Annotated in this window: 29 protein-coding genes and 1 other annotated feature; of the genes, 25 read left to right on the top strand and 4 right to left on the bottom strand. The window is 56.9% G+C overall.

From position 1 onward, the window contains the following. The first annotated feature begins 65 nt into the window (after nt 1-65). Entirely contained in the window at nt 66-437 is a 372-nt protein-coding gene (rplL, locus tag QZ177_RS03225; protein ID WP_009646830.1) for a 50S ribosomal protein L7/L12, read from the top strand. 81 nt (nt 438-518) lie between these two features. Here rplL and QZ177_RS03220 read toward each other — a convergent pair whose 3' ends face one another. Further along, entirely contained in the window at nt 519-1,853 is a 1,335-nt protein-coding gene (locus tag QZ177_RS03220) for an MFS transporter (protein WP_265070040.1), read from the bottom strand. A 51-nt stretch (nt 1,854-1,904) separates the two neighbouring features. Then, nucleotides 1,905-2,139 (bottom strand) — a binding site (T-box leader). A 278-nt stretch (nt 2,140-2,417) separates the two neighbouring features. Here QZ177_RS03220 and QZ177_RS03215 point away from each other — a divergent pair. The 17 genes from QZ177_RS03215 to QZ177_RS03135 all read left to right on the top strand — a co-directional run bounded on the left by QZ177_RS03215 (nt 2,418) and on the right by QZ177_RS03135 (nt 14,853). Further along, nucleotides 2,418-2,630, top strand: a complete 213-nt coding sequence (locus QZ177_RS03215; RefSeq protein WP_294175514.1) for a hypothetical protein — start codon at nt 2,418-2,420, stop codon at nt 2,628-2,630. A gap of 164 nt (nt 2,631-2,794) precedes the next feature. Next, nucleotides 2,795-3,286: a CarD family transcriptional regulator gene (locus tag QZ177_RS03210; RefSeq protein ID WP_009646831.1), complete on the top strand. Its 492-nt coding sequence runs from the start codon at nt 2,795-2,797 to the stop codon at nt 3,284-3,286. A gap of 123 nt (nt 3,287-3,409) precedes the next feature. Further along, a complete protein-coding gene (locus QZ177_RS03205) occupies nt 3,410-4,567 on the top strand; it encodes a PIN/TRAM domain-containing protein (RefSeq protein WP_006192847.1) in 1,158 nt (385 codons plus the stop codon). A 73-nt stretch (nt 4,568-4,640) separates the two neighbouring features. Beyond that, on the top strand, nt 4,641-5,354 hold the full coding sequence (ispD, locus tag QZ177_RS03200) for a 2-C-methyl-D-erythritol 4-phosphate cytidylyltransferase (protein ID WP_294175513.1): 714 nt from the start codon (nt 4,641-4,643) through the stop codon (nt 5,352-5,354). Beyond that, a complete protein-coding gene (gene ispF / locus QZ177_RS03195; RefSeq protein ID WP_009646847.1) occupies nt 5,351-5,836 on the top strand; it encodes a 2-C-methyl-D-erythritol 2,4-cyclodiphosphate synthase in 486 nt (161 codons plus the stop codon). The genes ispD and ispF overlap by 4 nt, the downstream gene beginning before the upstream one ends. Then, on the top strand, nt 5,837-7,267 hold the full coding sequence (cysS, locus tag QZ177_RS03190; protein ID WP_294175512.1) for a cysteine--tRNA ligase: 1,431 nt from the start codon (nt 5,837-5,839) through the stop codon (nt 7,265-7,267). Next, nucleotides 7,264-7,782: a ribonuclease III domain-containing protein gene (locus QZ177_RS03185; RefSeq protein ID WP_009646865.1), complete on the top strand. Its 519-nt coding sequence runs from the start codon at nt 7,264-7,266 to the stop codon at nt 7,780-7,782. The genes cysS and QZ177_RS03185 overlap by 4 nt, the downstream gene beginning before the upstream one ends. A 34-nt stretch (nt 7,783-7,816) precedes the next feature. Next, a complete protein-coding gene (thyX, locus tag QZ177_RS03180; protein WP_294175511.1) occupies nt 7,817-8,464 on the top strand; it encodes an FAD-dependent thymidylate synthase in 648 nt (215 codons plus the stop codon). Further along, on the top strand, nt 8,465-9,328 hold the full coding sequence (gene rlmB, locus QZ177_RS03175; protein ID WP_294175510.1) for a 23S rRNA (guanosine(2251)-2'-O)-methyltransferase RlmB: 864 nt from the start codon (nt 8,465-8,467) through the stop codon (nt 9,326-9,328). A gap of 4 nt (nt 9,329-9,332) precedes the next feature. After that, nucleotides 9,333-9,863, top strand: coding sequence for an NYN domain-containing protein (locus tag QZ177_RS03170; RefSeq protein ID WP_264918733.1), 531 nt, complete (start codon nt 9,333-9,335; stop codon nt 9,861-9,863). Nucleotides 9,864-10,065: 202 nt separating this feature from the next. Next, nucleotides 10,066-10,812 carry an RNA polymerase sporulation sigma factor SigH gene (sigH, locus tag QZ177_RS03165; RefSeq protein ID WP_006192838.1) on the top strand — a complete coding sequence of 249 codons (747 nt, stop codon included), beginning with the start codon at nt 10,066-10,068 and terminating at the stop codon, nt 10,810-10,812. Between the two features lie 164 nt (nt 10,813-10,976). Continuing rightward, nucleotides 10,977-11,183 carry a hypothetical protein gene (locus QZ177_RS03160; RefSeq protein WP_009646850.1) on the top strand — a complete coding sequence of 69 codons (207 nt, stop codon included), beginning with the start codon at nt 10,977-10,979 and terminating at the stop codon, nt 11,181-11,183. Then, the gene (locus QZ177_RS03155) at nt 11,180-11,971 is read left to right on the top strand and encodes an HAD family hydrolase (RefSeq protein WP_009646827.1); all 792 of its coding nucleotides are present in this window, start codon (nt 11,180-11,182) and stop codon (nt 11,969-11,971) included. Before QZ177_RS03160 ends, QZ177_RS03155 begins: the two co-directional genes overlap by 4 nt. Before the next feature lie 36 nt (nt 11,972-12,007). After that, a complete protein-coding gene (locus QZ177_RS03150; protein WP_294175509.1) occupies nt 12,008-12,907 on the top strand; it encodes a ComEC/Rec2 family competence protein in 900 nt (299 codons plus the stop codon). Continuing rightward, on the top strand, nt 12,908-13,120 hold the full coding sequence (locus tag QZ177_RS03145) for a DUF3006 domain-containing protein (RefSeq protein ID WP_294175508.1): 213 nt from the start codon (nt 12,908-12,910) through the stop codon (nt 13,118-13,120). Between the two features lie 52 nt (nt 13,121-13,172). After that, nucleotides 13,173-14,246, top strand: a complete 1,074-nt coding sequence (locus tag QZ177_RS03140) for an N-acetylmuramoyl-L-alanine amidase (protein ID WP_294175507.1) — start codon at nt 13,173-13,175, stop codon at nt 14,244-14,246. A gap of 25 nt (nt 14,247-14,271) precedes the next feature. Further along, nucleotides 14,272-14,853: a GerMN domain-containing protein gene (locus QZ177_RS03135; protein ID WP_294175506.1), complete on the top strand. Its 582-nt coding sequence runs from the start codon at nt 14,272-14,274 to the stop codon at nt 14,851-14,853. A 71-nt stretch (nt 14,854-14,924) separates the two neighbouring features. Here the strand turns inward: QZ177_RS03135 and QZ177_RS03130 are convergent, their stop codons facing one another. Beyond that, the gene (locus QZ177_RS03130) at nt 14,925-15,197 is read right to left on the bottom strand and encodes a type II toxin-antitoxin system RelB/DinJ family antitoxin (RefSeq protein ID WP_294175505.1); all 273 of its coding nucleotides are present in this window, start codon (nt 15,195-15,197) and stop codon (nt 14,925-14,927) included. Between the two features lie 136 nt (nt 15,198-15,333). Here QZ177_RS03130 and QZ177_RS03125 point away from each other — a divergent pair, with 136 nt between their 5' ends. Then, the gene (locus tag QZ177_RS03125) at nt 15,334-16,335 is read left to right on the top strand and encodes a hypothetical protein (RefSeq protein ID WP_294175504.1); all 1,002 of its coding nucleotides are present in this window, start codon (nt 15,334-15,336) and stop codon (nt 16,333-16,335) included. Between the two features lie 82 nt (nt 16,336-16,417). Here QZ177_RS03125 and QZ177_RS03120 read toward each other — a convergent pair whose 3' ends face one another. Beyond that, nucleotides 16,418-17,572, bottom strand: coding sequence for an AAA family ATPase (locus QZ177_RS03120; RefSeq protein ID WP_294175503.1), 1,155 nt, complete (start codon nt 17,570-17,572; stop codon nt 16,418-16,420). Between the two features lie 42 nt (nt 17,573-17,614). Continuing rightward, nucleotides 17,615-19,093, bottom strand: coding sequence for a sodium/proline symporter PutP (gene putP, locus QZ177_RS03115; protein WP_294175502.1), 1,479 nt, complete (start codon nt 19,091-19,093; stop codon nt 17,615-17,617). Nucleotides 19,094-19,233: 140 nt separating this feature from the next. Between putP and QZ177_RS03110 the strand changes: the two genes are divergently transcribed. From QZ177_RS03110 to pfp, 6 genes are all read left to right on the top strand, one after another. Further along, nucleotides 19,234-20,634 carry an NAD(P)/FAD-dependent oxidoreductase gene (locus tag QZ177_RS03110; RefSeq protein WP_294175501.1) on the top strand — a complete coding sequence of 467 codons (1,401 nt, stop codon included), beginning with the start codon at nt 19,234-19,236 and terminating at the stop codon, nt 20,632-20,634. Between the two features lie 105 nt (nt 20,635-20,739). Continuing rightward, nucleotides 20,740-21,603: a response regulator gene (locus QZ177_RS03105; protein WP_294175500.1), complete on the top strand. Its 864-nt coding sequence runs from the start codon at nt 20,740-20,742 to the stop codon at nt 21,601-21,603. A gap of 6 nt (nt 21,604-21,609) precedes the next feature. Then, complete coding sequence (locus QZ177_RS03100; protein WP_006192820.1) at nt 21,610-22,074, top strand: chemotaxis protein CheX; 465 nt, start codon at nt 21,610-21,612, stop codon at nt 22,072-22,074. A gap of 216 nt (nt 22,075-22,290) precedes the next feature. Next, complete coding sequence (map, locus tag QZ177_RS03095; protein WP_294175499.1) at nt 22,291-23,166, top strand: type I methionyl aminopeptidase; 876 nt, start codon at nt 22,291-22,293, stop codon at nt 23,164-23,166. Then, nucleotides 23,163-24,503, top strand: a complete 1,341-nt coding sequence (locus QZ177_RS03090; RefSeq protein WP_294175498.1) for a DEAD/DEAH box helicase — start codon at nt 23,163-23,165, stop codon at nt 24,501-24,503. The genes map and QZ177_RS03090 overlap by 4 nt, the downstream gene beginning before the upstream one ends. Before the next feature lie 183 nt (nt 24,504-24,686). After that, nucleotides 24,687-25,934 carry a diphosphate--fructose-6-phosphate 1-phosphotransferase gene (pfp, locus tag QZ177_RS03085; RefSeq protein WP_009646823.1) on the top strand — a complete coding sequence of 416 codons (1,248 nt, stop codon included), beginning with the start codon at nt 24,687-24,689 and terminating at the stop codon, nt 25,932-25,934. Nucleotides 25,935-26,124 lie beyond the last annotated feature (190 nt).

Here is a 26,124-nt window from a genome sequence, read left to right as displayed (position 1 = left end):
GGGCAGACGTCCGCCGCTTGCAGGCTGAATACATTTGAAGAAAACAATTTTATGGAGGTACAATCATGACTAAAGAAGAAATCCTGCAGGCCATTGAGGGCATGACCGTCCTCGAACTTTCCGAACTCGTCAAGGATATGGAAGAGAAGTTTGGCGTCAGCGCTGCGGCTCCGGTTGCTGTTGCTGCTGCCGGCGCTGCTCCGGCTGCTGCGGGCGGTGAAGAGAAGACCGAGTTCACGGTCGTTCTTGCTGCTGCCGGCGACAAGAAGATCAACGTCATCAAGGCTGTCCGCGAAGCTACGGGTCTCGGCCTGAAGGAAGCGAAGGAGCTCGTTGACGGCGCTCCTGCTCCGATCAAGGAGAACATCGCGAAGGCAGAGGCAGAAGAGCTCAAGAAGAAGCTCGAAGAGGCCGGCGCAACGGTCGAGCTCAAGTAATTTGGGCGTAGCAGAAGCTGCATAAGAAACCGCCCTTGCAAGTCGATTTTCGACTGCAAGGGCGGTTTTTGTTTGGTTGGTTTACGCTTCCTGCTGCAGAGGAACCGGATGTTCGCTTTCTCTCTGTGCTGTTTTTCGCGCCCCGTTCCAGCGGTATTGGATCGTCAGCACCGTAAGCGCGGCGATGAACATGAAGAGCGCCATGAGGAAGTAGCCCGTGTCGAAGGAGCCTGTCTCCGTCTTGAGCCAGCCCATCATGTAGGGGCCGACCCAGCCGCCGAGATTGCCGCAGGAGTTGATGAGGGCGACGCTGCCGGCAGCGGCGGAGCCGGAGAGGAAGCTCGTCGGGATCGTCCACCAGACGCCCATGGCGGCGTAGATGCCGATGGCGGACAGGCAGACGAGGAAGAGTGCCGTGTACATGTCATCAGCAAAGGGGCTGAGTCCTAGGCCGACGGCGCCGACGAGGAGAGCGCCCGCGACGTGCCAGACCTTGTCGCCCGTCTTCGTCGAGGTTTTGCCGATGATGACCTGCACGATGAGTGCCGCCGTCATCGGAATGGCGATGGCGCCGCCGAGGAATCCGGTTGACCAGCCCGAAAGCCCCTTGAGCACCGTCGGCATCCAGAAGTTGAAGCCCCAGAAGCCGATGACCCACATGAAGTAGATGAAGCAGAGTTTCAAGACCTTGGGATCGGAGAAAGCCTGGAAGATCGTGTATTTCTTGACGCTTTGCATACGCGCTTGCTCTTCTTCGTACTGGCGGTTTAAGTATTCCTTTTCTTCTGCACTGAGCCAGGAAACCTGGTCGGGCTTGTCTTTGACGAAGTAGAAGAAAAATACGGCGAAGAGGAGGGCGGGCCCTGCCTCCAAGATGAACAGTTCTTGCCAGCCGTGCATGCCAAAGAAAGAGGTCTGCAACAGGAAGCCCGCGAGCGGCGCGCCGATGATCGTTGAGATGAGAAGTGACGTCAACATGAGGGAATTGGCGCGTGCTCTCTCCCTTTCGGAAAACCAGCGTGCGAAGAGCACGGAGTAGATGACGGGATATAGGCTCGCTTCCGAGGCGCCGAGCAGGAAACGGCAAAGGTAGAACTCCGTCTGCGTCTGCATGAATGCCATGAAGATGCAGACAAGTCCCCATGTGAACATGATGCGTGCGATCCACTTCGCGGCGGAAAAGCGGGCGGCGATGAGTGCGCCGGGGATTTCCAGGAGCAGATAGCCCATGAAGAAAATGCCCGCGCCTGCACCGAAGATTTCGGGCGTGATCCAGTCGAGATCCTGCGTCATCGTCAGCGCTGCATAGGCGATGTTCACGCGGTCGATGCAGGCGATGATGGACACGAGGAAGACGGGCAGGATGATGCGCAGGTCGCGCTTTCGTCTGAGACGGGCGAGATCCAAATTTTCCATAATGATTCCTCCTAAAATAATGCAGGATGATAAACAAAAACTCCGCCCCTCGAAAGGGACGGAGGATTATCCGCGGTACCACCCAGATTCCCGCATGAAGCGGGCGCTTGCCGCGTACAGTCATACGCGCTTCCTCTAACGCGGAAGGAACGGCTCGGCTTACTCGATTTCAGCTTTGCTTCTCGGGGAGGATTTTCTTCGCGAGGCTTTCTGCCGCTTTTCAGCACAGGAGCGGCTCTCTGTAAGACAGCGTATCACGAATACTCTTTCCCGTCATAGAATTTTGGCGATGTATTCTTCGTATCGTGGTTTGTTAAGTTGTAACCTCGATGAAGCATAATATACTCCTCGGAAAGAAGGTTGTCAAGCATTTGGAGAAAATTTATTTTCGCTTGGTCGATCGGGCTGCTTTTTCATGTAAGGGCGGCGTACAATGTCCAAAAAGTGGACGCGTGTGCGTGTAGTTTGCTATACTAAAAGGGAAGTACTGACTTTATCGGTGCGTCTTGGAAGGACATGCCGACTGCCGCGCTAGTAAGAAGCGCAGAAGAGAGGGGAAAACTCATGTATTTTCGCACACAGCAGTATTACCGCATCAACCGTCAGCTGAAAAAATCTTACCATGCCCGCATCCGAAACGGCGGCACGGAAGAAGAAGCGCGGGCGATTCGTGAGACGAATGCGCACATCGTCGAACTTTTTGCCCATGGCGGACTCATCAGTCACGAATGGGCGGCGGCCTTGGGGCATAGGCATGGACATGATCTGGATTCATAATGTAAGAGAATTATCCTAAATATGATAAAACCTGATTGACATAAAATGAGGGATATGATAAACTACTTATTTTCTTTCAACTTATGAAGATTTGTGCTATAATGTATGCGGATAGTTTTTTAATTCCGTGCGTTTTGCATGGGGAAAGGGCAGGAGGTGTAGCATTGCTTCAGGTTGGTGACACAGTTGTCTATCCGATGCATGGGGCGGGCGTGATTTCCGGCATAGAGGATTGCGAGGTGCTCGGCGAGGGCAAATCCTATTATGTGCTTCAAATGCCATTGGGCAACATGAAGGTCATGATACCGACGGACAACGTGGATAATATGGGTCTTCGAGACGTGATTCCCGAAACGCAGGTCGAAGAGGTCAAGGACATTCTGCAGATGGCTCCCGAGCGTGCGACGGGAAGCTGGAACAAGCGCTTTCATGCGAATCTTGAGCGCATGAAGAGCGGTGACATCTGCGATGTGGCGGCTGTCGCGCGAAATCTCGTCCTGCAGGATCGCCTGCGCAAGATTTCGAGCGGCGAGCGGCGCCTTCTGGATCTCGCGCGGCAGATTATCGTCAGTGAGCTTGTCTATGCCTGCAGCAAATCGCCCGAGGAAGTCAAGTCGTGGATGGATGGCATCCTTGCGGAAAACGATTTTGCCTGATGCTGACGATTGCCGGGAAGACCCCAGCGATTCGAGAGTGATTTCTTTTGACAAAGCCGAATAGATTTAGTATGATAAATCTGTTTGGCTTTGTCATTTCCATTATATGGGGAGGGATGTTTATTGCTCGAAAAAGTATTGCGTTTTTTCATCACGCTGATCTTCGCCATTCTCGGCGGAGCGCTCATGCAACTTGCCAGTCCGCTTCTGACCTTGTTTCTGAGCACGGAAGTTCTCAAACTGGATCTCGGACTCTTCGGCCTGACGCTCGCTTCGCTCGTCTGCATTCTTGTCGGTGCTGTTTTGGGCGGAGTTCTCGGCTTCATCACGACGCCACTTTTCACGGCTACGCTCAAGCGCTTCACCTATTGGGTCGAAACGCAGCTGAACAAGATGCCGATTCATGATGTCATCGCAGGCGCAGCGGGGCTGGCCATCGGACTTATCATTGCAAATTTATTGGGAGCGGCGTTTTCCAAGATCCCGCTCGTCGGTGCATATTTTCCTGTCGTTTTCAGCATCGTGTTCGGCTATCTCGGCATTCATATCACGATCAAAAAGCGCAAGGAAGTCGGCGATCTTTTCGGCACGCTGCCGAATCTGATCAGCAAGAGCCGCGAGGCGAAGGCGCAGGCGAAGGCAAAGGAAGCGCTGGGGCAAATCGGTAAGGAACAGAAATCGTCCAAGCTCTACAAGCTGCTCGATACGAGCGTCATCATCGATGGACGCATCGCCGATATATGTGAGACGGGCTTCATTGACGGTACATTGCTCATCCCTGAGTTCGTCTTGGAAGAACTGCAGCATATTGCCGATTCCTCAGATGCGTTGAAACGCGTGCGCGGCAGGCGCGGACTCGATGTCCTGCAGCGCATACGCATGGAATCGAAGATGGAGGTCGAGATCACGAGCCAGGACTTCGACGACATCGCCGAGGTCGACTCGAAGCTCGTGCGCCTCGCGCAGGTCGTGGGCGGCAAGCTCATCACGAATGATTTCAACCTGAACAAGGTTGCAGAGTTGCGCGACGTGCCCGTCCTCAACATCAACGAGCTTTCCAATGCCGTGAAGCCCGTCGTCATTCCGGGCGAGACGATGCGCGTTTCCGTCGTCAAGGAAGGCAAGGAGCCGGGACAGGGCGTCGCCTATCTCGATGACGGCACGATGATCGTCATCGAGAACGGCCGCCGCCATATCAACAATACGATTGAAGTGGAGGTCACGTCGGCGCTGCAGACAGCAGCCGGACGCATGATTTTTGCAAAGCCCAGACATTGGTGAATGAGAGTGCCGCCGATAGGTCATGCGACTTATCGGCGGCGCGTTTATAAAGCAGTATATGCAAGGAGGCTTTATGGTTTCCGTGATTTTTCCGGCGGCGGGTGCAGGAAGGCGAATGAAGGCGGACAGAAACAAGGTGCTTCTGGAACTTTCCGGCGTGCCGATCCTGCTTCGCACGCTGCGGCGCTTTTCCGCCGTGCCTGCAGTCGCCGAACTGATCGTCGTCGTCGCCAAGGATGAGATCGCTTTTGTCGAGGGGATGCTGGAGAAGGCGCAGGGATTGAAGCCTTGGCGCGTTGTTCAAGGCGGCGCTGAGCGTCAGTATTCGATCGCGAACGGCATGGCGCATCTCGCCGCAAATGCCGACGTTGTGCTCGTGCACGATGCGGCGCGGCCTTTAGTGAGCCTTGCTGCAATCGAAGCGGTCATCTTTGCGGCGCGTGAGAAGGGCGCGGCCATCACTGCCGTGCGTGCGAAGAACACGATCAAGGTTGTCGGTGAGGATGGACGCGTCGAGGCGACGCCGGCGCGTGCAAGTCTCTGGGAGGTGCAGACACCGCAGGGATTTCGCCGTGAGATTTTGGAACGCGCCTACGAGAAGGCGGCGCAGGACGGCTTTCTTGGCACAGACGACGCGAGTCTCGTCGAGCGAATCGGCGAGGCGGTCTTCGTCGTTGAGAGTGACTACGGCAATTTGAAGATCACGACACCTGAAGATTTGTGGATGGCGGAGTCGCTTCTGGCGCATCCTGCAGGAATTGCGGATGAAATGAAGGTGACGATATGACGAGATTTGGCATGGGATACGACGTGCACCGTCTGGTGACAGGGCGCAAGCTCATCGTGGGCGGCGTCGACATCCCGCATGAATATGGGCTTCTGGGACATTCGGACGCCGATGTGCTGCTGCACGCCGTCGAGGACGCCCTCTTGGGCGCGGCGGCGCTCGGCGATCTCGGCAGGCATTTCCCCGACAGTGATGATCGCTGGAAAGGCGTGTCGAGCATGAAGCTCTTGGAGCATGTCGCGGAAATGATTCGTGCGAAGGGCTATTGCGTCGGCAACATCGACGCGACGATCGTGGCGCAGCGTCCGAAGTTCGCGCCCTACATCGAGGAAATGCGCCGGAACATCGCCGAAAAGCTCGATTTGGAGCTGGATCAGGTGAATGTGAAGGCGACGACGGAAGAAAAGCTCGGTTTTACGGGCGAGGAGAAAGGCATATCCGCCTACGCTGTCGCTTCTTTGGAGCGAATGGAGGAAAAATAAATGCTGAGGGTTTACAATACGCTGACGCGCGAGAAAGAGGAATTCAAGCCCCTTGAGCCGGGCAAGGCGAGCATCTACTGCTGCGGCGTGACGCCGTACAACGACCCGCATATCGGCAACGCGCGTCCCTTTGTCACATGGGATGTCGTGCGCCGCTATCTGGAGAAGAAGGGCTATGCCGTGCGCTACGTGCAGAACTTCACGGACATCGACGACAAGATCATCCGCCGTGCAAAGGAGGCGGGCGAGACGTGGAAGGAGCTCGCCGACCACTACATCGCGGAATACTTCAAGGCGATCGACGCGCTCAACGTGCGCCGCGCCGACGCCTATCCGCGCGTTTCGGAGCATATTGCGGACGTGCTCGCCGTGATCGAAAAGCTCATCGAGAAGGGCTATGCCTATGCGCTCGACGGCGACGTCTACTACAGCGTGGAGCGCTTCGCGGGCTACGGCAAGCTCAGCGGCCGCTCCTTGGACGACATGCAGGCGGGCGCACGCGTCGGCGTCGACGAGCGCAAGCATCATCCGATGGATTTCGCGCTGTGGAAGGCGGCGAAGCCCGGAGAGCCATCTTGGGACAGTCCGTGGGGCAAGGGGCGTCCGGGCTGGCACATCGAGTGTTCAACGATGTCGATGAAGTATCTGGGCGAGACGTTCGACTTCCACGGCGGTGGCAGCGATCTCATCTTCCCGCATCACGAGAACGAGATCGCACAGGCGCAGGCATGCACGGGCGACGACCACAGCTTCGCTCGCTACTGGCTGCACAATGGCTTCATCACGATCCATGACGAGAAGATGTCGAAGTCGAAAAACAACTTCTTCACCGTCAAGGACATTTTGGAGAAATACGCGGGAGAGGTCGTGCGCTTCTTCATCGTGCAGACGCACTACCGCAGTCCGCTCGATTTCACCGACGAGCGCTTGGCGGAGGCGAAGACGAGCCTCGCGCGCCTCAAGAATTCGTGGGACAATGCCGCGGAACTCTCGTCGCGCAAGGACGAGGGCGCAGGCAGCGCGAAGTCGCTTTTGGCAGCGGCGATGGAAGCCAAGGCGGCGTTCTACGAAGCGATGGACGACGATTTCAATACGGCGCTCGCCATCAGCCACCTTTTCTCCCTATCGAAGGAAATCAATATCTATTACAACGAGGTCACGACGGGTGCAGCTGCCTTCGACGCGGCGAACTTCGCCAAGGTTCGTGCCGTCTACGCCGAGATGGCGGAAGTCATCGGCATCTTCGAGGCAAAGGAAGAAAAGGCGGCGGACGGGCTTGTCGACAGCCTTATGGAACTTCTCCTCAATCTGCGCCAGAAGGCGCGTGAGGAGAAGAATTGGGCGCTCGCCGATCATCTGCGCGACGAACTCAAGGCTCGCGGCGTCGTCATCGAGGATACGCCGCAGGGCGCACGGTGGAAGCGCGCATGAGGTTCGATCGCTTTCGCGCCATCGTCGGTTCAATGTTCACGCCCGACGGCGAGGGCGGCATCGCCGAGCGCTACGAAGGAATTGATGTGCGCCTCGCCAGCCCCCTTGTGCTCGCCTACATCGGCGACGCCTACTTCCATCTCTTCGTGCGCACGCGCCTTCTATCCTTCGAGCAGTCGCAGGTGCACGTCCTGAGCGATTTCGCCGCGCAGATCGTCTCGGCGGTCTGGCAGGCGAAGGCATATCACGCGATTGAGGAGCGTCTGACGGAGCGCGAGCGCGGCATCTTCCGCCGCGGCAGGAACGCGAAGAGCCATGCGCCGCGCCGCGCGAGCGTCGCCGAGTACCATGCGAGCACGGGCTTCGAGGCGCTTCTTGGCACGCTGTTTTTGGAAAAAGATACGGAGCGTTTGGATGAGATCGCCGAATGGGCGTTTCAGGCCATCGCGCAGGGCATGATGGCGGAGATTGCCGCTAAACGCGGACAGCGCGTGAAGAAAGGGGCGGCTGAATGACGGCACGTCTTACGAAGATGAAAGGAAAAGAGCCTTGGAAATACAGTTGATTGCAAAGACGCCGAATTACCTCAAAACGTGCTGGACGGCAGCGCGTACCTGCTACAGCGCGGATTCGCCCATCGAGCTTCTGGCCGAGGAAAAGAGCGAGGCGGATATGCTGCGCCTGTTGGAACGCATCATGACGAGCAAGCACCTCTCGGTCGTCGAGCACTGCTCGATGACGTTTGCCGTCAAGGGCGTCTCGCGCACGCTTCTCGCGCAGTATTCGCGCCACCGCATCGGCGTGTCGTTGAGTGTCCAGAGCCAGCGCTACGTTTCGGAGCAGTCGGAAAAGCAGGCGGACGGCATCTTCGCCCACGTCGTGCCCGAGACGATTCGTGAGAAGGAAGCGGCGTATGTGCGCTATATGGAAACGATGCAGGTGATTCAAAAGGCCTACGACGATCTTCTCGCGATCGGCGTGGCGAAGCAGGACGCACGCTTCGTGCTGCCGGGCGCGGCATGCACGAATTTCGTGACGACGCTCAACCTGCGTTCCTTCATGGACGTCTACGAAAAGCGCGTGACGACGCCGGGCGCACAGTGGGAGATCCGCGACATGATGCTCAAGATGCGCGACCTCCTCGTCGAAGAAGAGCCGTGGCTCGCGAGGTATATCGTGAAGCCCGGAGTGCGCTGAATGAAGAGCGGAAGATGGTGCGAAGCGATGGAAACGAAGCAGAAGAAACGGCCTGCGAAGGAAGAGCGGACGGTCTTGAAGTGCGGCGGGAGGCAGGAAGAGCGGCGCGATGCGCCTTCTGCCGATGAGATTCTCGTCGGCAGGAACGCCGTCTTCGAGGCGTTGAAGGCGGGGCGCGGCATCAATCGCATCCTCGTCGCGCAGGGCGCGAAGGAGGCGGCGCTCGCGCCGCTTCTCTCGCTTGCACGCGAGCAGGGCGTGCCCGTGCGCACTTGCAAGCGAGAGAAGCTCGACCAGCTCGCGCCCGACATGCGCCACCAGGGCGTCATCGCCTACGCTGCGCCCGTCGCCTACGCCTCGCTCGATGACGTCTTCGCGTGCGCCGAGGAAAAGGGCGAGCCGCCTCTCCTCCTGCTGCTCGATGAGATCGAAGATCCGCACAACTTCGGCGCGCTCCTGCGCACGGCGGACGCGGCGGGCGTGCACGGCGTGCTCGTGCCCGAGCGCCGCGGCTGCGCGCTGACGGCGACGGTCGCCAAGACCTCGGCAGGCGCCGTCGAGCATGTGCGCGTCGTGCGCATCGGCAACATCGTTCAGGAGATGAAGCGCCTCAAGGAGCGCGGCCTCTGGTTCGTCGGCGCCGATATGGCGGGCGATGAGGACATGTTCCATGCCGACTTGACGGGTCCTCTGTGCATCGTCATCGGCAGCGAGGGAAAGGGACTCGGCCGCCTCGTCAAGGAGACGTGTGACTTTCTCGTGCGCATCCCGATGCATGGGGCGATCAACTCTCTCAACGCTTCCGTCGCCGGGGCGCTCCTCATGTACGAGGCGAGACGCGCGCGCCTCTTGGGAAGGGCGTAAGGCGATGGCGAAGAAGCGTGAACACTTCATCATCGACGGCTACAACGTCATCCATGCGCTGCCCGAGCTGGCCTCCTGCGCGGGCGACCTTGCAGAAGCGCGTGACCGCTTGCTTCACCTGCTCATGGAATACGGCGCTTACGAAAAATACGATATGACCGTCGTCTTTGATGCTCTCTTTGCAAGCGGCGAAGAGCACAGAGAACAGGTCGCGCCGCACTTCGAGGTCATCTACACGGGCGAAGGCGTGACGGCGGACAGCTGCATCGAGCGCCTTGCCTATGAATCCGTGCGCACCTCGCGCGAGGTGCACGTCGTGACCTCCGACGGCGCCGAGCAGTCGGCGATCCTTGGCGCGGGCGCCTATCGCATCTCATCGGCGGAGCTTTGGCGGCGCGTGAAGAAGACGAAGAAAAAGATTGCCGACGAGTACTTGGGCGAAGTGACGCTGCCCCTTTCGCGCAACGAAGTCGGCTCGCGCATCGATAGCCGCACGGCGGCGAAGCTCGACGCTCTGCGAAAGCGAAGCCGCTGAAATGTACGGGAAAAGGCACGGACAAATGAGAAATATGCGCAGCAAAACGCGCTAAAGGTGGAAAAAGCCGCGCCGCGCTTGACGTTTCGGGCATCTGTGGAGTATAATCAAAGCAGTCGAGGGGAAGCCGAAGGATCGGCAGCCCCTCTGGGGGACATCGTTTTCTTCAGAAGTGGAAAACAACACGAATGGGGTCGATGCTATGGAAGCGGAAATGAGAGACAGCGGCAATGATACACGGTTTGAAGGATTTGACGGCCTGACGGATGAGGAAGTCATTTCCAGGATCAAGGAAAATTGCAGCAACATCGCTCTGGATTACTTGATCAACAAGTATCGCAACTTCGTTCGCGCGAAGGCGCGCTCCTACTTCCTCATCGGCGCTGACCGCGAGGACATCGTGCAGGAAGGCATGATCGGCCTTTACAAGGCGATTCGCGATTTCCGCAACGACCGCCTTTCGTCCTTTCGCGCGTTTGCTGAGCTCTGCGTGACGCGCCAGATCATCACGGCGATCAAGACGGCGACGCGCCAGAAGCACATCCCGCTGAATTCATACATATCGCTCAACAAGCCGATTTACGATGAGGATTCTGACCGCACACTCCTCGATATTCTGCCGGGAGCACGCGTTTCAAATCCCGAGGAGCTCGTCATCAGTCAGGAAGAGTTCGTCGATATCGAGGAAAAGATGGAAGAGATCCTGAGCGATCTCGAATGGCGCGTGCTCATGAGCTACCTCGACGGCAAGTCGTATCAGGAGATCGCCGTCGATCTCGACCGCCATGTCAAGTCCATCGACAATGCTCTGCAGCGCGTGAAGCGCAAGCTGGAGCGCTACATGGAAAACCGCGGGGACGAGGTTGACATCACGACGGTCTACCGAGGTTTGAGCACGATCAATCATCGTATGCACGACGCCCTTGATGCCCAGATGCAGCGGAAATAGAGAGGGCAGCCGCTTTCAGCCAAGGCGCTTGGCATGGGAGCGGCTTTTTCACATGCAGGGGGAGGGCGCTCGGAAATTGGGCGGCAAGCGGCTCTTGACGGTGGATTCGCGTGAGCTTTCCGATGCAAAAGCGTACAGGAAAAGCAAGGAGAAAGGTGAAATGCATGGAAAAACTGAGAAGAATACGCAAGCTCGATTGGTTCATCCTCGTCGTGGCCGTTTGGCTCATGGCCACGCTTGACTATGACAATTTGCAGACCATCGACATCGCCTATCTCGTTTCGATGGCGCTGTGGATCGTGTTCCTCATCATGCGCGTCGTCTTCGATCTGCCGCATGAGAAGAAGAGTGAGGTCGGCGAAGAGAAATGAGAAAGGCGGTTTTCTTCGACCTCGACGGCACGATCATCGATGTCACGCACAAGAGGCCGCTGCCTGCCGAGGCGGTGCGCACGGCGATTCGCCGTCTGCAGGAAGCGGGGCACTATGCCTTCGTTGCCACGGGGCGTCCGTACAGCTTCATCGAGCAGGGGCTGCTTGACCTCGGCTTCGACGGTTTCGTGCTCATGAACGGCGCCGTCGTCATGGTCGGCGGTGAAATCATCTTCCAGAAGCCTCTGCCTCCTTCGCTCGTCTGCCGCATCGTGCGCCTGGCTCAGGAAAAGGGCTTGGACTTCTGCCAGGAGAGCGTGGACTTCACCTACATGGGCGCGGAATGCAAGGGGCTGGAAGCCTTCTTCAAGAGCTTCGATGTGCCGCTTGACTTCTTTCGCCGCGACTTTTCCTGGCGCGATGTCGTGACCTACAAGATGGAGTTTTATGCTGCAGAGCGCACGTCCTTTGCGGACTTTCTGCAGCTTCCGGGCGTCACGGGGCTCGTCGATGCGGCGCACGGCAGGAACTTCGAGCTGTATTCTGCGCACGAATCGAAGGGCACGGGCATCCTTCATGCACTCGAGCACATCGGCGTTCCCGTGGAAGAAAGCTACGCTTTCGGCGACGGCGAGAACGACATCGAGATGATGCAGACTGTCGCGCACGCCCTCGTCATGGGGAACGCCAACGAGAGGCTGCTGCCACATGCTGAGACCGTCGTGCCCACGGTGCTGGAAGACGGCGCAGCGTGGGGAATCGAACACTGCATCTTGCAGGACGATTGAAGTGTGACAGCTTAGACGAACGATAGGAGAAACCTTATGAAGAAAATGCTGGGCATGCTCGCCGCACTCGTTTTTGCCTGCACGTTGCTGACGGGCTGCATGGGAGCACCGAACGCGGCGCAGGAAGCGGCGCAGGCGAAGGGCGGCGCTCTAAACGTCAAGGTGCTCGACGTCGGGCAGGGAGACGCCATCCTCATACGAACGGCGGATCAGACCATATTCATCGATACGGGCGACCTCGACGAGCATCCGAAGCTCGAAGCGGCGCTCAAGAAAGAAAATATCAAGACGGTCGACAAGCTCATCATCACGCACCCTCATGCCGACCATTTGGGCGGCGCTTCCGTCCTCTTCAAGAACTGCGAGGTCAAGGCGGTCTATGACAACGGCGAGCCGACGACGGCGAAGTTCTACCGCGACTACCTGAAGACCATCAAATCGAAGAGCATTCCCTACAAGGCGCTCGTCGACGGCGATGTGCTCGACTTCGGCGGCGGCGTCTCGTTTCACGTTCTGAGTCCGACGGCCGAGATGGTGAAGGAGGGCGGCAAGAAAAACGGCAAGCCGAACCTCAATATCAACTCGATCGTTGGCAGGCTCGAATACGGCGACTTCACGATGCTCTTCACGGGCGATGCAGAAAAGGAAACGGAGAAATCGACACTCTCGCGTCACAGCGCGGCCGATCTCAAGAGCCTCGTCCTCAAGGCGCCGCACCACGGCAGCAAGACTTCGTCGACGGCGGCATTTTTGAAGGCGACGGCGCCCGAGGTCGTCGCGATCTCCTGCGGCGCGGGCAACGACTATGGGCATCCGCACAAGGAAGTCCTCGAAAGATACAAGAAGTTCAACATCAAGGTCTATCGCACCGACCAAGGCGGCACGATCGCCATAACCTCGGACGGCAAGACCTACAGCGTGAAGGAGGAAAAGTAAATGGCATTTGCCGTCATCGATCGCTTCGAGGAGGACAAGGCGGTTCTCCTCGTGGGAGAGGAAGAGAAGAAGGTCGTCTTTCCTGCGGATGAACTGCCCGCAGGGCTTTCGGAGGGCGATTACATCCGCTGGGAGATTTCCTTTGACGAAGAGCGTACGAGAGAGGCGCGTGAAGAAGCGGAGTCGCTCTTAAGAAGCCTCAAGGGAGATTGAGAAGTGAGATGGAAATTCGGAGCTTGACGCTCTTATGAGATTGACGATAGGAGTGGTTTTTTTGTTCAAACGATTTTTTTTGTCCGTCAGCCTTTTCCTTATGGCGCTCATACTCTTTGCCCCCGAGGCTTTCGCCGCGCGGGCGCTTGAGCTCAATGACCTCCAGTATCAGGTGGTCGAGGAGGATGGACGCAGCGTGCTGCGCATCGAGATCGGCATGAGTCGTGCGGATGTTTCCTATACGGTTCAGAAAGATTCGTCGAAGCCCAAGCATCTGATCGTGGCCGTGCAGGATGCGAAACTCGGCGCCATGCGCACGGATGCGACGCTCGACGGCGCACTCGGACGCTTCATGACGCTGCGCGAGGAGGGACGGCGCGGCGTGGAGATCATGGTTTCCTTCGCTTCGGAGGTGGAGGAGCAGAATTACGCCGTTTACACGCTGCCTGCCGATCGCAGCGCGAAGAAGCCGGATCGCCTCGTTATCGACGTGATGACGCCCGTCGCTGCTCCTGTGCCGGCCTTCGTCGCACCCGATGGCATCGAAGGCGTCGCCGGGCATACGATCGTGCTTGATCCTGGGCACGGCGGCAGCGATTCGGGCGCGGTCGGCCCGAATGGCGTGCGTGAAAAGGATGTGGCTCTCCAGGTGGCGCAGAAGGTGCAGCGTCTCTTGGAAGGTGCAGGTGCGCACGTCGTGATGACGCGCACGACGGATCGCGACGTCTACGGCCCGAACGCTTCGAACGGACAGGAACTGCAGGCGCGTGTCGACGTCGCCGAGCGCACGCCGGGAGCGGAGCTGTTCTTGAGCATCCACTGCAACGCTTTTTCCAGCCCGACGGCGAACGGCACGGAAACGTATTCGTACTATGGCTCGATCGAGGGCGGCAGGCTCGCCGCCATCCTGCAGGAAGAGCTTCTTGCAGCAGGCGGCCTGCGGGATCGCGGTGCGAAGGAGGCAAACCTCTACGTGCTCAAGCATTCGAGCATACCTGCCTCTCTTGTCGAGCTTGCTTTCATCTCGAATGAACGCGAAGAAGCTCTCTTGACCTCGGAGGAATTTCAAAACAAGATGGCATTTGCCATAGCAAAGGGGCTGAGCCGCTTCTTTGTGGGCGGATAAGCGAAAAGAAAGGCGGTTTTTTAGAATGAAAATCATGAAATCCATGCTCGCGCTCCTCATGCTTCTGACGCTTCTCCTTGCTGTGGGCTGCGGCGCAGACGACAAATCCAAGGGAGCGGACACGCCGGCGGCAGACAAGCCGGCGGCGACGGACAAGAAGGACGCGGGGACGAAGAACGGCGCGGCCAAGCAGGCGGAAAAGATCGGTATCAAGGTCTACTATCCCGACGACAACGGCATGAAGCTCGTAGCCGAGACGCGCACGGTCGAGACGACGCAGGACGGCAAGTACAAGGCGGCGATGGAATCTCTGCTCTCGGGCACGAAGGCGAAGGGCGTCGTCACGATCATCCCCAAGAAGACGAAGCTCAAGAGCGTCGCTGTCAAGGACGGCATTGCTACCGTCGATTTCAGCGAAGACCTCGTCAAGAACTTTGCAGGAGGCTCGACGGGCGAAGAAATGCTCGTCGGCTCCATCGTCAACACCCTGACCGAGTTCCCCGAGGTGAAGTCCGTGCAGATCCTCCTCGAAGGAAAGAAAGTCGACTCTCTGGCCGGTCATCTCGACACGTCGAAGCCGCTCAAGCGCATGACAGAACTTCTGTGAGAAGAATCCTGATGATTTCGGGACGAGGATAGATATTTCTCTATGGAAAAGAAGGGGCTGCCGCACATGATCTAAGTGCGACAGCCCCTTTTGTTTGCTGTAAGATGGTCATTTGTACCGCCGGTTGCTTCCATTTGGGCGATGGATTTTCGCAGCCGCTCCATATTAGCTTCGCTGTAAAAGGGGTCGGCGGATACTTCAAAAGGAATGCGCTGCTCTCGCGTGACTTTTGCAGCAAACATCGTGAAGGCGGATGCCATTGTCAGACCCATCGCATGGCATGTTTGCTCCATCTGCTCTTTCAAGACTGCATCCATAGAAAAATTTACAACTGCCTGTGCCATAGGATTCGCTCCTTCCTTTCTGTACATCTATCGTATCATGTTTGCAGCTTAAGAAACAACAAGAAATTTTCGATGAAATAAAGAAGAACAGCGGAAGATTGTTTTCTCAGCACAGGGAAGGGATGAGGAAATGGGCATGAGAATCGGAACTGTCGTGCGCGGGCGCGAGGCGAGCGCTTCTTTTGTATCTGCGCCATCCTCTGCCATGGCATTGAAGGGCAAGGAGAAGGAGAAGACGCATCTCGGCAGCGCGGCTGAGGTGCTGATCAGCAGGAAGGCGCGACTTCTGCAGCTTGGGGAAAAGGATGCGAAGGAGATTCTGCGCGATGCCGAGGAGCGGGACGACATGTCAGCACGCGGCAGAATCGAAAGCGTGGAGGACACGAGAGATGTCGTCAAGGCGGAGAAGGAGCGCATCGTTGCCATCAAAGAACTGCTCAAGGATGATACTTTGACCGACGATGAAAGAAAGGTGCTCAAGGAGGAGAAGGAAAAGCTCTTGTCACACATCGTCGCGACCTCGTACGACGACAAGATCTCCATGATTTATGACCTTAAAACAAAGTTGGAGAAGAAGGTGTCTGAAGCGCGTGCAGAAGTCGAGGAAGACCGCCTGTGTGCGCCTTTGCCGAAGGATGAGGACGAGGATTTCAATTGGTTTGAAGCCAGCCACGAAGAAGTGGAAAAGATGATTGAGAAGATAAATAAAAGAGAGGAGGCGCGGATGGCAGGCCGGCGTATAGAGGATCCTCTAGGGCTGCGGGGCAGAGAACAGAGAGACTTTGATGAACTCGATGCCAGCTTTTCCAAACTCAATATATGGCTTGAGGACACACAGGCTTTGGCGGAAGATCTGGAGTGGACGCTTCTGAAGCTTGCCGAATGCGGTCGTCAGGAAGACTCGGATGAGGCCACCGAGAAGATGAAGGAAGAGCAGAAAAAGCTCGAGGAAATCGCGAAAATGAAAGAAGGTCTTCTGCCTCTGCCGCCTGAAAAGAAGCAGAAGGAAGATGCCGACACCGATGATGCTGATGGAAAAGACAAGGGCAAGATTGCCGGCACCGCTGCCCCGACTGCATCGCCTGCTGCCCGCGTAGCCGTCCGCATCGCCATGGCTCGCTATGCGGCGAAACATTGAAATGTCAATCAAAGAATAAACGACATGTCGTTCCTAAGACATGTCGTTTGTTCTTTGATTGAATAATTGCTTTGAGTCATCCTTATTCGAAGGCCGCTTTGATATCTTCTAAAAGGATGGTTTGGAGCTCTTCATTCGTCATATAAGAGAGGTTGACGTTTTGTGCGAGACGATCTGACATAGCACGTTCAGCCTTCTCAAAAAGATTGCGTACCATGCGCCCGTTAGAGAAGTTATCTCCTCGATTTTGATAAAGACGTTGAAAGAAGTCACGCAGATAGGGTTCAGTATCGTCTGCAAGGCAACATTGCTGCTGCTTGCAGAACAATTGAAAAATCTCATACATTTCATCACCAGTATAGTCGGGAAATTCGATGAACTTGTTGAATCTCGATTTTAAGCCTGGATTTGCATGGATAAATCGCTCCATCTCTTTTGTGTAACCTGCAACAATTACAATCAAGTCATCTCGATGATCTTCCATTTCCTTCAGTAATGTATCGATGGCTTCTGGTCCGAAATCGCGCGAACTATCTTCAGGAATCAATGTGTAGGCCTCATCGATGAACAATACGCCGCCTAAAGCATCCTGTACGGTATCTTGAACGATTTTTGCAGTATGTCCTATGTATTGACCGACGAGCTTTGAGCGATCTGTTTCCACAAACTTTCCTGTGCGTGATACACCAAGTTCGCGATAGATTTGAGCGAGTAAACGGGCGACGGTCGTCTTTCCTGTCCCTGGATTTCCCGTGAAGACCATGTGCAAAGATCGTTGATTGTTTACTTTTAGATTTCGCTGTCTTCGCATTTGGTCAATTTTTTGGGCATTGATTACGGAAGTTAGATCCTTTTTGACGCTCTTAAGACCAATCATGTTTTCTAAAGAGTGTTGCAGACTGCTAAGAGAATTAGGATTTCCTCCATTGGTAACGGCAACAATATCAGCGGATTTGTCTTGCGATTTTTGCCATTTCGGTGTCTTATAATAGTAGAGATAAATACAAGGTAAGATGGAAAAAAGCAATCCTAGAATATACCATTTCTTAAAGCTTTCTCCTCTCTCTTTTGCCATATGCGCAGGTACGATGGCAAGAACAATGCCGAGGACGAATGCGTATTCAACGGAAATAGGAATGTGTAAGAAGTGGAAAAAATAATAATATGGAGCTGCGACCCACATTCCTGCACTTAGGATGAGTGCGATGATGATCGCGATTACAAAAAGGTACTGCATGAAGGAACCTCCTCGATGATGAAAGATAAGTCAGCGTTTTATCTATATCTCGCTCTTTCCCACAGCATCGAACGTGTCCGTGATGCTCTTTGCAGGCTCTTTATCCAAGAGGCTCACGACATAGATGGCGCAGAGGGCAAGGATGAAGCCCGGGATGATCTCGTAGAGGCCGAAGAGAGCGAACTGCTTCCATACGAGGACGGTGACGCCGCCCGTGATGATACCCGCGAGGATGCCGTTTCTCGTGGCGCGGCGCCAGAAGAGCGAGGCGAGCAATGCGGGGCCGAAGGCGGCGCCGAAGCCTGCCCATGCGTAGGCGACCATGTCGAGGATGAGGCTCTCGGGATTCATGGCAAGCGTCAGAGAGAGGGCGGCAATCAAGAGGACGGAGAGGCGGCTGACCCAGACGAGTTCGCCTTGGCTCGCGTTCTTATGAAGCAGCGAACGGTAGAAATCCTGTGCGAAGGCTGAAGCTGCGACGAGAAGCTGCGCTGATGCCGTGCTCATGATGGCGGCGAGGACGGCGGAGAGGATGAGTCCAGCGATGAAGGGGTTGAAGATCGAATCCGTCATCACGAGGAAAACCGTCTCCGTTGCCGTGCCGAAGAGCGGCTCGGTAAGGTAGGCGCGTCCGACCATGCCGACGAGGACGGCAGCGGCGAGCGAGATGGCGACCCACGTCATGGCGATGTGCATGGCGCGTCCGAGTTCGGCGGATGAGCGGATTGCCATGAAGCGTACGAGGATATGCGGCTGACCGAAGTAGCCGAGTCCCCAGCCCATGAGCGAGATGAACTCGATGAAACCGAGCGTCGAACCGTCAGGTTTCTGGAAAGGATTGAAGAACGACGGCTCCATCGTGTAGATGGCAGCGAGCGTCACGGACGGACCGCCGAGCAGATAGGAGGCGGCGGCGGGCACGAGCAGGATGGCGAAGAACATCATGACGCCCTGGATGAAGTCTGTCCAGCAGACGGCGAGGAAGCCGCCCGCGAGCGTGTAGAAGACGACGACGAAAGCGCCGAGGAACAGCGCCTGCGTGTAGGGAAGCGCGAAGATCGTCTCGAAGAGCTTGCCGCCCGCGACAAAGCCCGACGATGTATAGATGATGAAGAAGAGCAAGATGAAGACGGCGGGAATGATGCGCAGGAGGTTCGACTTGTCCTCGTAGCGATTCTGCAGAAAATCGGGCAGCGTCAGCGAATTGTTGGCAAGCTCCGTATATTTTCGAAGACGTGCGGCAACGAACTTCCAGTTCGCATAGGTGCCGAGCGCAAGCCCCAAGGCGATCCAGCCCGCATTGAGTCCCGCGATGTAGGCGAAGCCAGGCAGCCCCATGAGCATCCAGCCGCTCATGTCGGAGGCCTCGGCGCTCAAGGACGTGACCCATGCGCCGAGCTTGCGGTTGCCGAGAATGTAGTCCGCCATGGAGCGCGTGCGCCGATAGTAGTAGATGCCGATGAGCATCATGAGGCCGAGGTAGACGATGAATGCGATGATGATCGCCATGTTGTTTGTCAAGATAAGTCCCCCTAAAGGAAGTACGGATGAATTCTACGGATATACTTTCCTATTATAATGAAAAGCCGCCCTTTATGCAACGAATCCCTTGCATAAAGGAACTTCTTCCTATATAATACCAATTGTAGAAGAGTGAGCGGATGGGAGGCGGCGAGGTGAAAAAATACGATGTCGCCATTGTGGGCGCGGGTCCGGCGGGCGTTTTCGCGGCGTACGAGTTGGCGGAGAAGAAGCCAGGCCTTTCCATCGTCGTCTTAGAGAGCGGCAACGACATATATCATCGCTGCTGTCCGATTGCGGCGGGCAAGGTCAAGAGCTGCATCGGCTGCAAGCCTTGCAGCATCATGCGCGGCTTCGGCGGCGCGGGCGCCTTTTCCGACGGAAAGTACAATTTCACGACGCAGTTCGGCGGCTGGCTCGGCGAGTACATCAGTTCCGCTGAGGTCATGCGTCTCATCGAATACGTCGATGCGATCAACATGCGCCACGGCGCTCCCGCGAAGGTGTTCAGCACGAAGGGAAGCCGCATCGGCAAGCTCGCCTTGGAGCATGATCTGCATCTTTTGGAAGCGAGCGTGCGCCACCTCGGCACGGAAAACAACTTGAAGATGCTCGAAAAAACGTATGAGTACATGAAGGATCACGTCGAGTTCCGCTTCCATGAACCCGTCAGGAATATCCTTTCCGACGGCGAGGGAGAAAACGCCTTGGAACTGGAAAGCGGCGAGCGCATCGCCGCCGAGTATCTCGTCGTTGCGCCGGGGCGCTCGGGCGCCGAATGGTTTTCCGAGGAGTGTCGGCGGCTGCGCGTCGAGCAGAAGAACAATCAGGTCGATGTCGGCGTGCGCGTCGAAGTGCCCGACGAGATCTTCGACCACATCACGTCGGAGGTCTATGAGGCGAAACTCGTCTATCGCACGAAGCGCTACGGCGATTCCGTGCGAACTTTCTGCATGAATCCGCACGGTCATGTCGTCATGGAGAATACGGGCGGCATCATGACGGTCAACGGTCACTCGTACAGCGATCCAAAAATGCAGAGCCACAATACGAACTTTGCGCTCCTGGTGTCGAATCACTTCACGGAGCCGTTCAACGAGCCGCACAAGTACGGCAAGAGCATCGCGTCTTTTTCCAATATGCTCGGCGGCGGCATCATCATGCAGCGTTACGGCGATCTCGTCAAGGGCAGGCGCACGAACGCGCACCGCATGAGTCACAGCTTCATGGAGCCGACGCTTCATGCGACGCCCGGTGATCTCTCGCTGATCCTGCCCAAGCGCCATCTCGACAACATCATGGAGATGGTGCAGGCGCTCAACGCCGTTGCACCGGGCATGACGAACGACGACACGCTGCTCTACGGCGTCGAGGTCAAGTTCTACAGTTCGCGCATCGTGCTGTCCAATGAGCTGGAAACGCGCCTCAAGAATGTCTTTGCCGTCGGCGACGGCGCCGGCGTCACGCGCGGCCTTTCGCAGGCGGGCGCGAGCGGCGTGCACGTTGCCCGCGTCATACTCTCGCGCATGGGCGCAGGTTGAGAAAGTGCTTAATCTTTTAGTGACTTTGGCCGATAGGATAATATAAGGGAGTATGTTCTTTTTTCAGGCAATATCTTATTGGACGGAAAGAATAGGGTGAGCTTAGTGAATAAAATCAAGATCATGATTGTCGACGACTCGCGCGTCAGCCAGGCGATGCTTGAGGGCATCCTCAAGAAGGCGGGCTTCGAGGTCTGCGCCATAGCGAGCAACGCTGCCGAGGCCGTCGAGAAATATAAGGAGACGCGTCCGGCCGCTGTGACGATGGACATGAACCTGCCCGATGCCAACGGCATTGAGACGAGCCGCCGCATCCTCGCCTTCGATCCTGAAGCCACGATCGTCATGATCAGTGCGATGAAGGATGCGAGCCTCATGACGCAGGGGCGCGAGGTGGGCATCCACGCTTTCCTGCAGAAGCCTGTGAAGCCCAATGAGATCGTCGATATGCTGATCATCCTGTGCCAGAAGAAGGGGAGCGCCGTCACGATGCTGCGCGACTCTTATGTGGCGACGTTTGCGCAAGGGCTTCAGCGCAGTCTGTTTAGTCTTCTTGGCATGGAGAGCGAGATCGAGATTTCCGTTGATGAAAGCCCCTATCTGACGATCAAGGGCATCGCGGTCATCATCGGACTCACGGGTTCGCCCATAGGACGCGCCGTCGTCCACATGGATACTGATACCATGCGCCACTTTGCTCTGCGCATGCTCGCGATGGATGAGCATGACGACATCGAGGAGGACGAGATAAACGATTCGGTCGAGGAGGCGGCGAACATCATCGTCGGCCGCGGCGTATCGAATGTCAATGATATTTTCCGCGACAAGGAAATGCGCCTGACTCCGCCGGGGACGATCAGCGGCGCGAACATCCGCATTGCCAATCCGAAGCTCACCTCGTTCGAGGTCGTCGCGAAGACGGAGATCGGAAACATCTGCTTGAATCTTGGATTTGCGGAGGGGGAATAAAGAAAGATGGATGCAAAACTTGTCAACCCTTTTATTGACGCCTTCACCGCTGTCATGCCGCAGATCGGCTTCCCCGAGCCGAAGCGTGCCAAGGTCACGGTAAAGCAGAAGAACGCCGTGAGTCTCGGCGTTTCTGTCATCGTTGGCTTCACGAAGCAGATTCGCGGCAATGTCGTTTACAACATGACGGAGGATACGGCGAAATTTATCGCCTCCACGATGATGATGGGCATGCCCGTCGAGAACTTCGATGAGATGGCGCAGAGTGCGATTTCCGAGCTCAGCAACATGCTGACGGCGAACACGGCGACGCATATCGCAGGACTCGGCTTGGAGGTCGATATCTCCACGCCGTCGCTTTCCATCGGTGAGGACTTCCAGATCAAGATCAGCAGTGATGGCTACCTTGCCGTCGATATGGATCTCGGCGGTCATATCGTCGAGCTTGATATTTCTGTTGCGACGACTTGACGCCTGCCTTGCGTGAAAAAGGCAGCATTTTCATCCGGTGCCGCAGTTTCCCTCACGAGAGGGGATTGCGGCATCTGTTTTTTAGAGATAATGGTTCGCAGTGCAGGACGGAATGTGTTATAATGGGAAGGACTTTTTAAAGGGTGTACTGGACATAGCCTTGGTGCGCCATGATTTTGCATGACGCTTTGCGTCATGCGTGCGAGGAGCAATGAAATGACGAGAAATGATTTGTGCTGGTGCGGCAGCGGCAAGAAGTACAAGAAATGCCACATGGATTTCGATGAGCGTATTCGCTCGATGAAATTCGACATCTATCGCGGGCAGGTGCGTCCGCCGCACAGTATCATCAAGAATGCGGCGGACATCGAGGGCATCCGAAAGAGTGGCGTCGTCAATGATGGGGCGCTCGACCTCATGGGCGAGATGGTGCAGCCGGGCATCGATACGGCGACGCTCGACAAGGCGGCGCATGACTATATCATCGATCACGGCGGCATTCCCGCGTGCCTGAATTTCGAGGGCTTCCCAAAGAGCGTCTGCATCTCGATCAACGACGTCGTCTGCCACGGCATACCGTCGAAGAAAACGATCTTGAAGGAAGGCGACATCGTGAACGTCGACATCACGACGATCTTGGACGGCTACTATGCCGACGCGTCGCGCATGTACATCGTCGGCGGCAGGACGACGCCGGAAGCGGCGCGTCTCGTCGAGGTGGCGAAGGAGTGCATGAACCTCGGCATTGAGGCGGCCAGGCCGTGGCACTTCCTCGGCGATATCGGTGCGGCGTGCGACGCGCACGCGCGCGCCAACGGCTGCTCCGTCGTGACGCAGCTCGGTGGACACGGCGTGGGCAAGGACTTCCACGAAGAGCCTTTCGTGCCGCATGTGGGCGAAGTCGACACAGGCATGTTGCTCGTGCCGGGCATGGTGCTGACGGTCGAGCCGATGATCAACGCAGGCAAGTACAAGGTGACGGTCGACAAGAAGGATGGCTGGACGGTGCGCACGAAGGACGGCTCGCTCTCGGCGCAGTGGGAAAAGACGATTCTCATCACGGAGATGGGAACGGAGGTACTTTCGAGTTGAATTTTTCAGAACTTCACTGCCCGGAAGTGTTGGTCGACGCTCTCGCGCGTCAGGGCATACGCGAGGCGACTCCCGTGCAGGAGCAGGCGATTCCTGCCGTGCGTTCGGGACGCGACGCCATCGTGCAGGCGCAGACGGGCACGGGCAAGACGCTCGCCTTCCTGCTGCCCTTGCTTGAGCGCATCAAGGGAAATGCCCAGGTCGCGCAGGCTCTCGTCGTCAGCCCGACGCGCGAGCTGGCCATGCAGACGGCGCGCGTCGCCAAGACGCTCGCGGATGCGGTCGGCATACGAACGGCGCTCGTTTACGGCGGGCAGGACATCGAGCGGCAGAAGGACAAGCTCCGACAGAAGCCGCAGCTCATCATCGCGACGCCCGGTAGGCTTCTCGATCACCTGCGCCGCCACTCGGTCGAACTCTCACAGGTCAACAAGGTCGTCCTCGATGAGGCCGACGAGCTCATGCGTCTCGGCTTTGTCGAGGATGTGGAAACGATGCTCGAAGCACTGGCGGGCGATCACCAGCTCATGCTCTTTTCGGCGACGATGCCCGAGCGCATACGGGCGCTCACGCGCCGCTACATGAAGGAGCCGCGCGAGATTACGGTGCAGCCCGAGTGCGTGACGCTCGCGAATATCGAGCAGGTCATTGTCGACACGCGCGAGGATACGAAGCTCGACAAGCTCTGTGAGCTGCTGAACAAATATCAGCCGTACCTTGCGATGGTCTTCTGCCATACGAAGCAGAAGGTCGCGCATGTGACGCTGGAACTCGCGGGGCGCGGCTACCTCGTCGACGAGCTGCACGGCGACCTCACGCAGACGCAGCGCAACCTCGTCATGCGCCGTTTCCGCGAGGCGAAGCTGCAGATCCTCGTCGTTACCGACATCGCGGCGCGCGGACTCGACATCGAGGGCGTCACGCACGTCTTCAATTATGATCTGCCGCAGGATACGGAGTGGTATATTCACCGCATCGGCAGGACGGGGCGTGCGGGAGCAAAGGGGCTTGCCGTCACCTTCGTCAATGCGCATCAGTACGATCAGCTGCGCCGCATTGAGGCGGGCATCAAAGCTCGCCTCACCAAGGAAAAGTCGGAGAGAAGCGGCGGCAAGAACGTACGACGGAAGACAGCGGCGAAAGCGGCAGCGGCGAAGCAGGAGAATGCAGACAAAGAGCGTACAGCGCCAGCGAAGAGCGCACCGACGCCCAAGCGCGGCAAGGCGGCGCAGCGTGCACGCCGTGTCGCCAAGAAGCGCGCGGGGCGTCCTGCGGCACGCTCCAAGAGCGGTACGAAGACGAACGCCGGCAGGCGTTCGCACCTCGGCAAACGGTAGTTTTATTGGAACATGCGAAAGAGCGACGGCTGACGATGCCGCCGCTCTTCTCTTTCGCGTGGGAACTTTCTTTCGACTTCTCCTCGTTTGCGGCAGGAAATTCGCTTTTTTGACAGAATAAAGGAAGTATGTTCAATATGAAGCAATAAAATTTATGCGCGAAATGGAAGAGGGGGCTTTTTCATGATCGGAATCAAGAATGTCATTGCCATTATCTGTGGCGGCGGGCCGGCGCCCGGCATCAACAGCGTCATTTCCGCCGTGACCATCGAGGCTGACCGCCATGGCTGGGACGTACTCGGCATCTACGATGGTTTTTCGCGCCTCGCGCGCGGCGAGAAGAAATATGTGCGCCTCGACATGGAGCGCGTGAACCGCATCCATCTGACAGGCGGCTGCATCCTGCAGATGTCGCGCTATAACCCGACGAAGAAGGAATCCGACCTGCGCACAGTTGTCGATACTTTGACGGAACTTGGCGTTACGCACGTCGTGACGATCGGTGGCGATGACACGGCGTACAGCGCTATGGCGGTGTCGAATTACGCGCGTCAGATCGGCAAGACGATCAACGTCGTCCATGTGCCAAAGACCATCGACAACGACCTGCCGCTGCCCGAGGGCATCCCGACGTTCGGTTTCGAGACGGCGCGCGCTTTCGGCACGGAGGAGATTGAAAACCTCATGGAGGACGCACGTACGAGCAACAACCGCTGGTACTTCACGATCGCCATGGGACGCACTGCGGGACACTTGGCGCTCGGTATGGGGCGCTCGGCAGGCGCGGCTCTGACGATCATTCCCGAGGAGTTCGCGGCGGAGTCGATTCCCTTGCAGCAAGTCGTCGACATCATCACGGGATCGATTGTCAAGCGCTACTTGACGGGGCACAACTACGGCGTCGCCGTCATCGCCGAGGGTGTCATCGAGAAGATCGCGCAGGAGGACTTCCAAAAGCTTGGCAATCTCGTACTCGACGAACATGGCCATATTCGCTACGCGGAACTGGACTTCGGCGAAATACTGAAGCAGGCGGTACTCGCCGAGGTCAAGAAGATCGGCATCAAGATCGCCATCGTGGACAAGGAAATCGGCTACGAGCTTCGCTGTGCCACGCCGATCGCCTACGACATCGACTATGCACGCTCCTTGGGCTACGAGGCCGTGCAGTTTCTCATGCGCGGCGAGACGGGGGCGCTCATCACTCTGCAGGACAACCAGGCGAAGCCGCTCTTCTTCGACGAGATCAAGGATCCTGAGACGGGCAAGACGAAGGTGCGCAAGGTCAATATCGAGTCTGTCCACTACAAAATTGCGCGTGGTTTCATGATGCGCATGGAAAAGGAGGATCTCGACGATCCCGGCCTCGCCAATGCCTATCATATGGAAAAGGACGAGTTCAAGGAGAGGTACGCCTATCTTTTTGAGTGATTGAGATGAGGTTTTGATGAAAAAGTCGCCGATGCCGCATGTTTCGGCGACTTTTTCCTTTTGCGCCCTTTACAAAGCTCTTCCACTATAGTATAATTGTTTCTTGTCAGCCGATGGTTTACGGTGTGACAAAACATCGCGGGATGGAGCAGTTGGTAGCTCGTCGGGCTCATAACCCGAAGGTCAGAGG

Source organism: uncultured Selenomonas sp., assembly GCA_905372355.1.
Taxonomy (GTDB): domain Bacteria; phylum Bacillota; class Negativicutes; order Selenomonadales; family Selenomonadaceae; genus Selenomonas.
The sequence above is the reverse complement of the archived record's forward strand: the minus strand, read 5'-3'. Positions and strand labels throughout refer to the sequence as shown.

Coding starts and splice junctions, on each gene's coding strand:
- rplL (WP_009646830.1), top strand. CDS start 66: ATGACTAAAGAAGAAATCCTGCAGGCCATTGAGGGCATGACCGTCCTC.
- QZ177_RS03220 (WP_265070040.1), bottom strand. CDS start 1,853: ATGGAAAATTTGGATCTCGCCCGTCTCAGACGAAAGCGCGACCTGCGC.
- QZ177_RS03215 (WP_294175514.1), top strand. CDS start 2,418: ATGTATTTTCGCACACAGCAGTATTACCGCATCAACCGTCAGCTGAAA.
- ispD (WP_294175513.1), top strand. CDS start 4,641: ATGGTTTCCGTGATTTTTCCGGCGGCGGGTGCAGGAAGGCGAATGAAG.
- ispF (WP_009646847.1), top strand. CDS start 5,351: ATGACGAGATTTGGCATGGGATACGACGTGCACCGTCTGGTGACAGGG.
- cysS (WP_294175512.1), top strand. CDS start 5,837: ATGCTGAGGGTTTACAATACGCTGACGCGCGAGAAAGAGGAATTCAAG.
- QZ177_RS03185 (WP_009646865.1), top strand. CDS start 7,264: ATGAGGTTCGATCGCTTTCGCGCCATCGTCGGTTCAATGTTCACGCCC.
- rlmB (WP_294175510.1), top strand. CDS start 8,465: ATGAAGAGCGGAAGATGGTGCGAAGCGATGGAAACGAAGCAGAAGAAA.
- QZ177_RS03170 (WP_264918733.1), top strand. CDS start 9,333: ATGGCGAAGAAGCGTGAACACTTCATCATCGACGGCTACAACGTCATC.
- sigH (WP_006192838.1), top strand. CDS start 10,066: ATGGAAGCGGAAATGAGAGACAGCGGCAATGATACACGGTTTGAAGGA.
- QZ177_RS03160 (WP_009646850.1), top strand. CDS start 10,977: ATGGAAAAACTGAGAAGAATACGCAAGCTCGATTGGTTCATCCTCGTC.
- QZ177_RS03155 (WP_009646827.1), top strand. CDS start 11,180: ATGAGAAAGGCGGTTTTCTTCGACCTCGACGGCACGATCATCGATGTC.
- QZ177_RS03150 (WP_294175509.1), top strand. CDS start 12,008: ATGAAGAAAATGCTGGGCATGCTCGCCGCACTCGTTTTTGCCTGCACG.
- QZ177_RS03145 (WP_294175508.1), top strand. CDS start 12,908: ATGGCATTTGCCGTCATCGATCGCTTCGAGGAGGACAAGGCGGTTCTC.
- QZ177_RS03135 (WP_294175506.1), top strand. CDS start 14,272: ATGAAAATCATGAAATCCATGCTCGCGCTCCTCATGCTTCTGACGCTT.
- QZ177_RS03130 (WP_294175505.1), bottom strand. CDS start 15,197: ATGGCACAGGCAGTTGTAAATTTTTCTATGGATGCAGTCTTGAAAGAG.
- QZ177_RS03125 (WP_294175504.1), top strand. CDS start 15,334: ATGAGAATCGGAACTGTCGTGCGCGGGCGCGAGGCGAGCGCTTCTTTT.
- QZ177_RS03120 (WP_294175503.1), bottom strand. CDS start 17,572: ATGCAGTACCTTTTTGTAATCGCGATCATCATCGCACTCATCCTAAGT.
- QZ177_RS03110 (WP_294175501.1), top strand. CDS start 19,234: ATGGGAGGCGGCGAGGTGAAAAAATACGATGTCGCCATTGTGGGCGCG.
- QZ177_RS03100 (WP_006192820.1), top strand. CDS start 21,610: ATGGATGCAAAACTTGTCAACCCTTTTATTGACGCCTTCACCGCTGTC.
- map (WP_294175499.1), top strand. CDS start 22,291: ATGACGAGAAATGATTTGTGCTGGTGCGGCAGCGGCAAGAAGTACAAG.
- pfp (WP_009646823.1), top strand. CDS start 24,687: ATGATCGGAATCAAGAATGTCATTGCCATTATCTGTGGCGGCGGGCCG.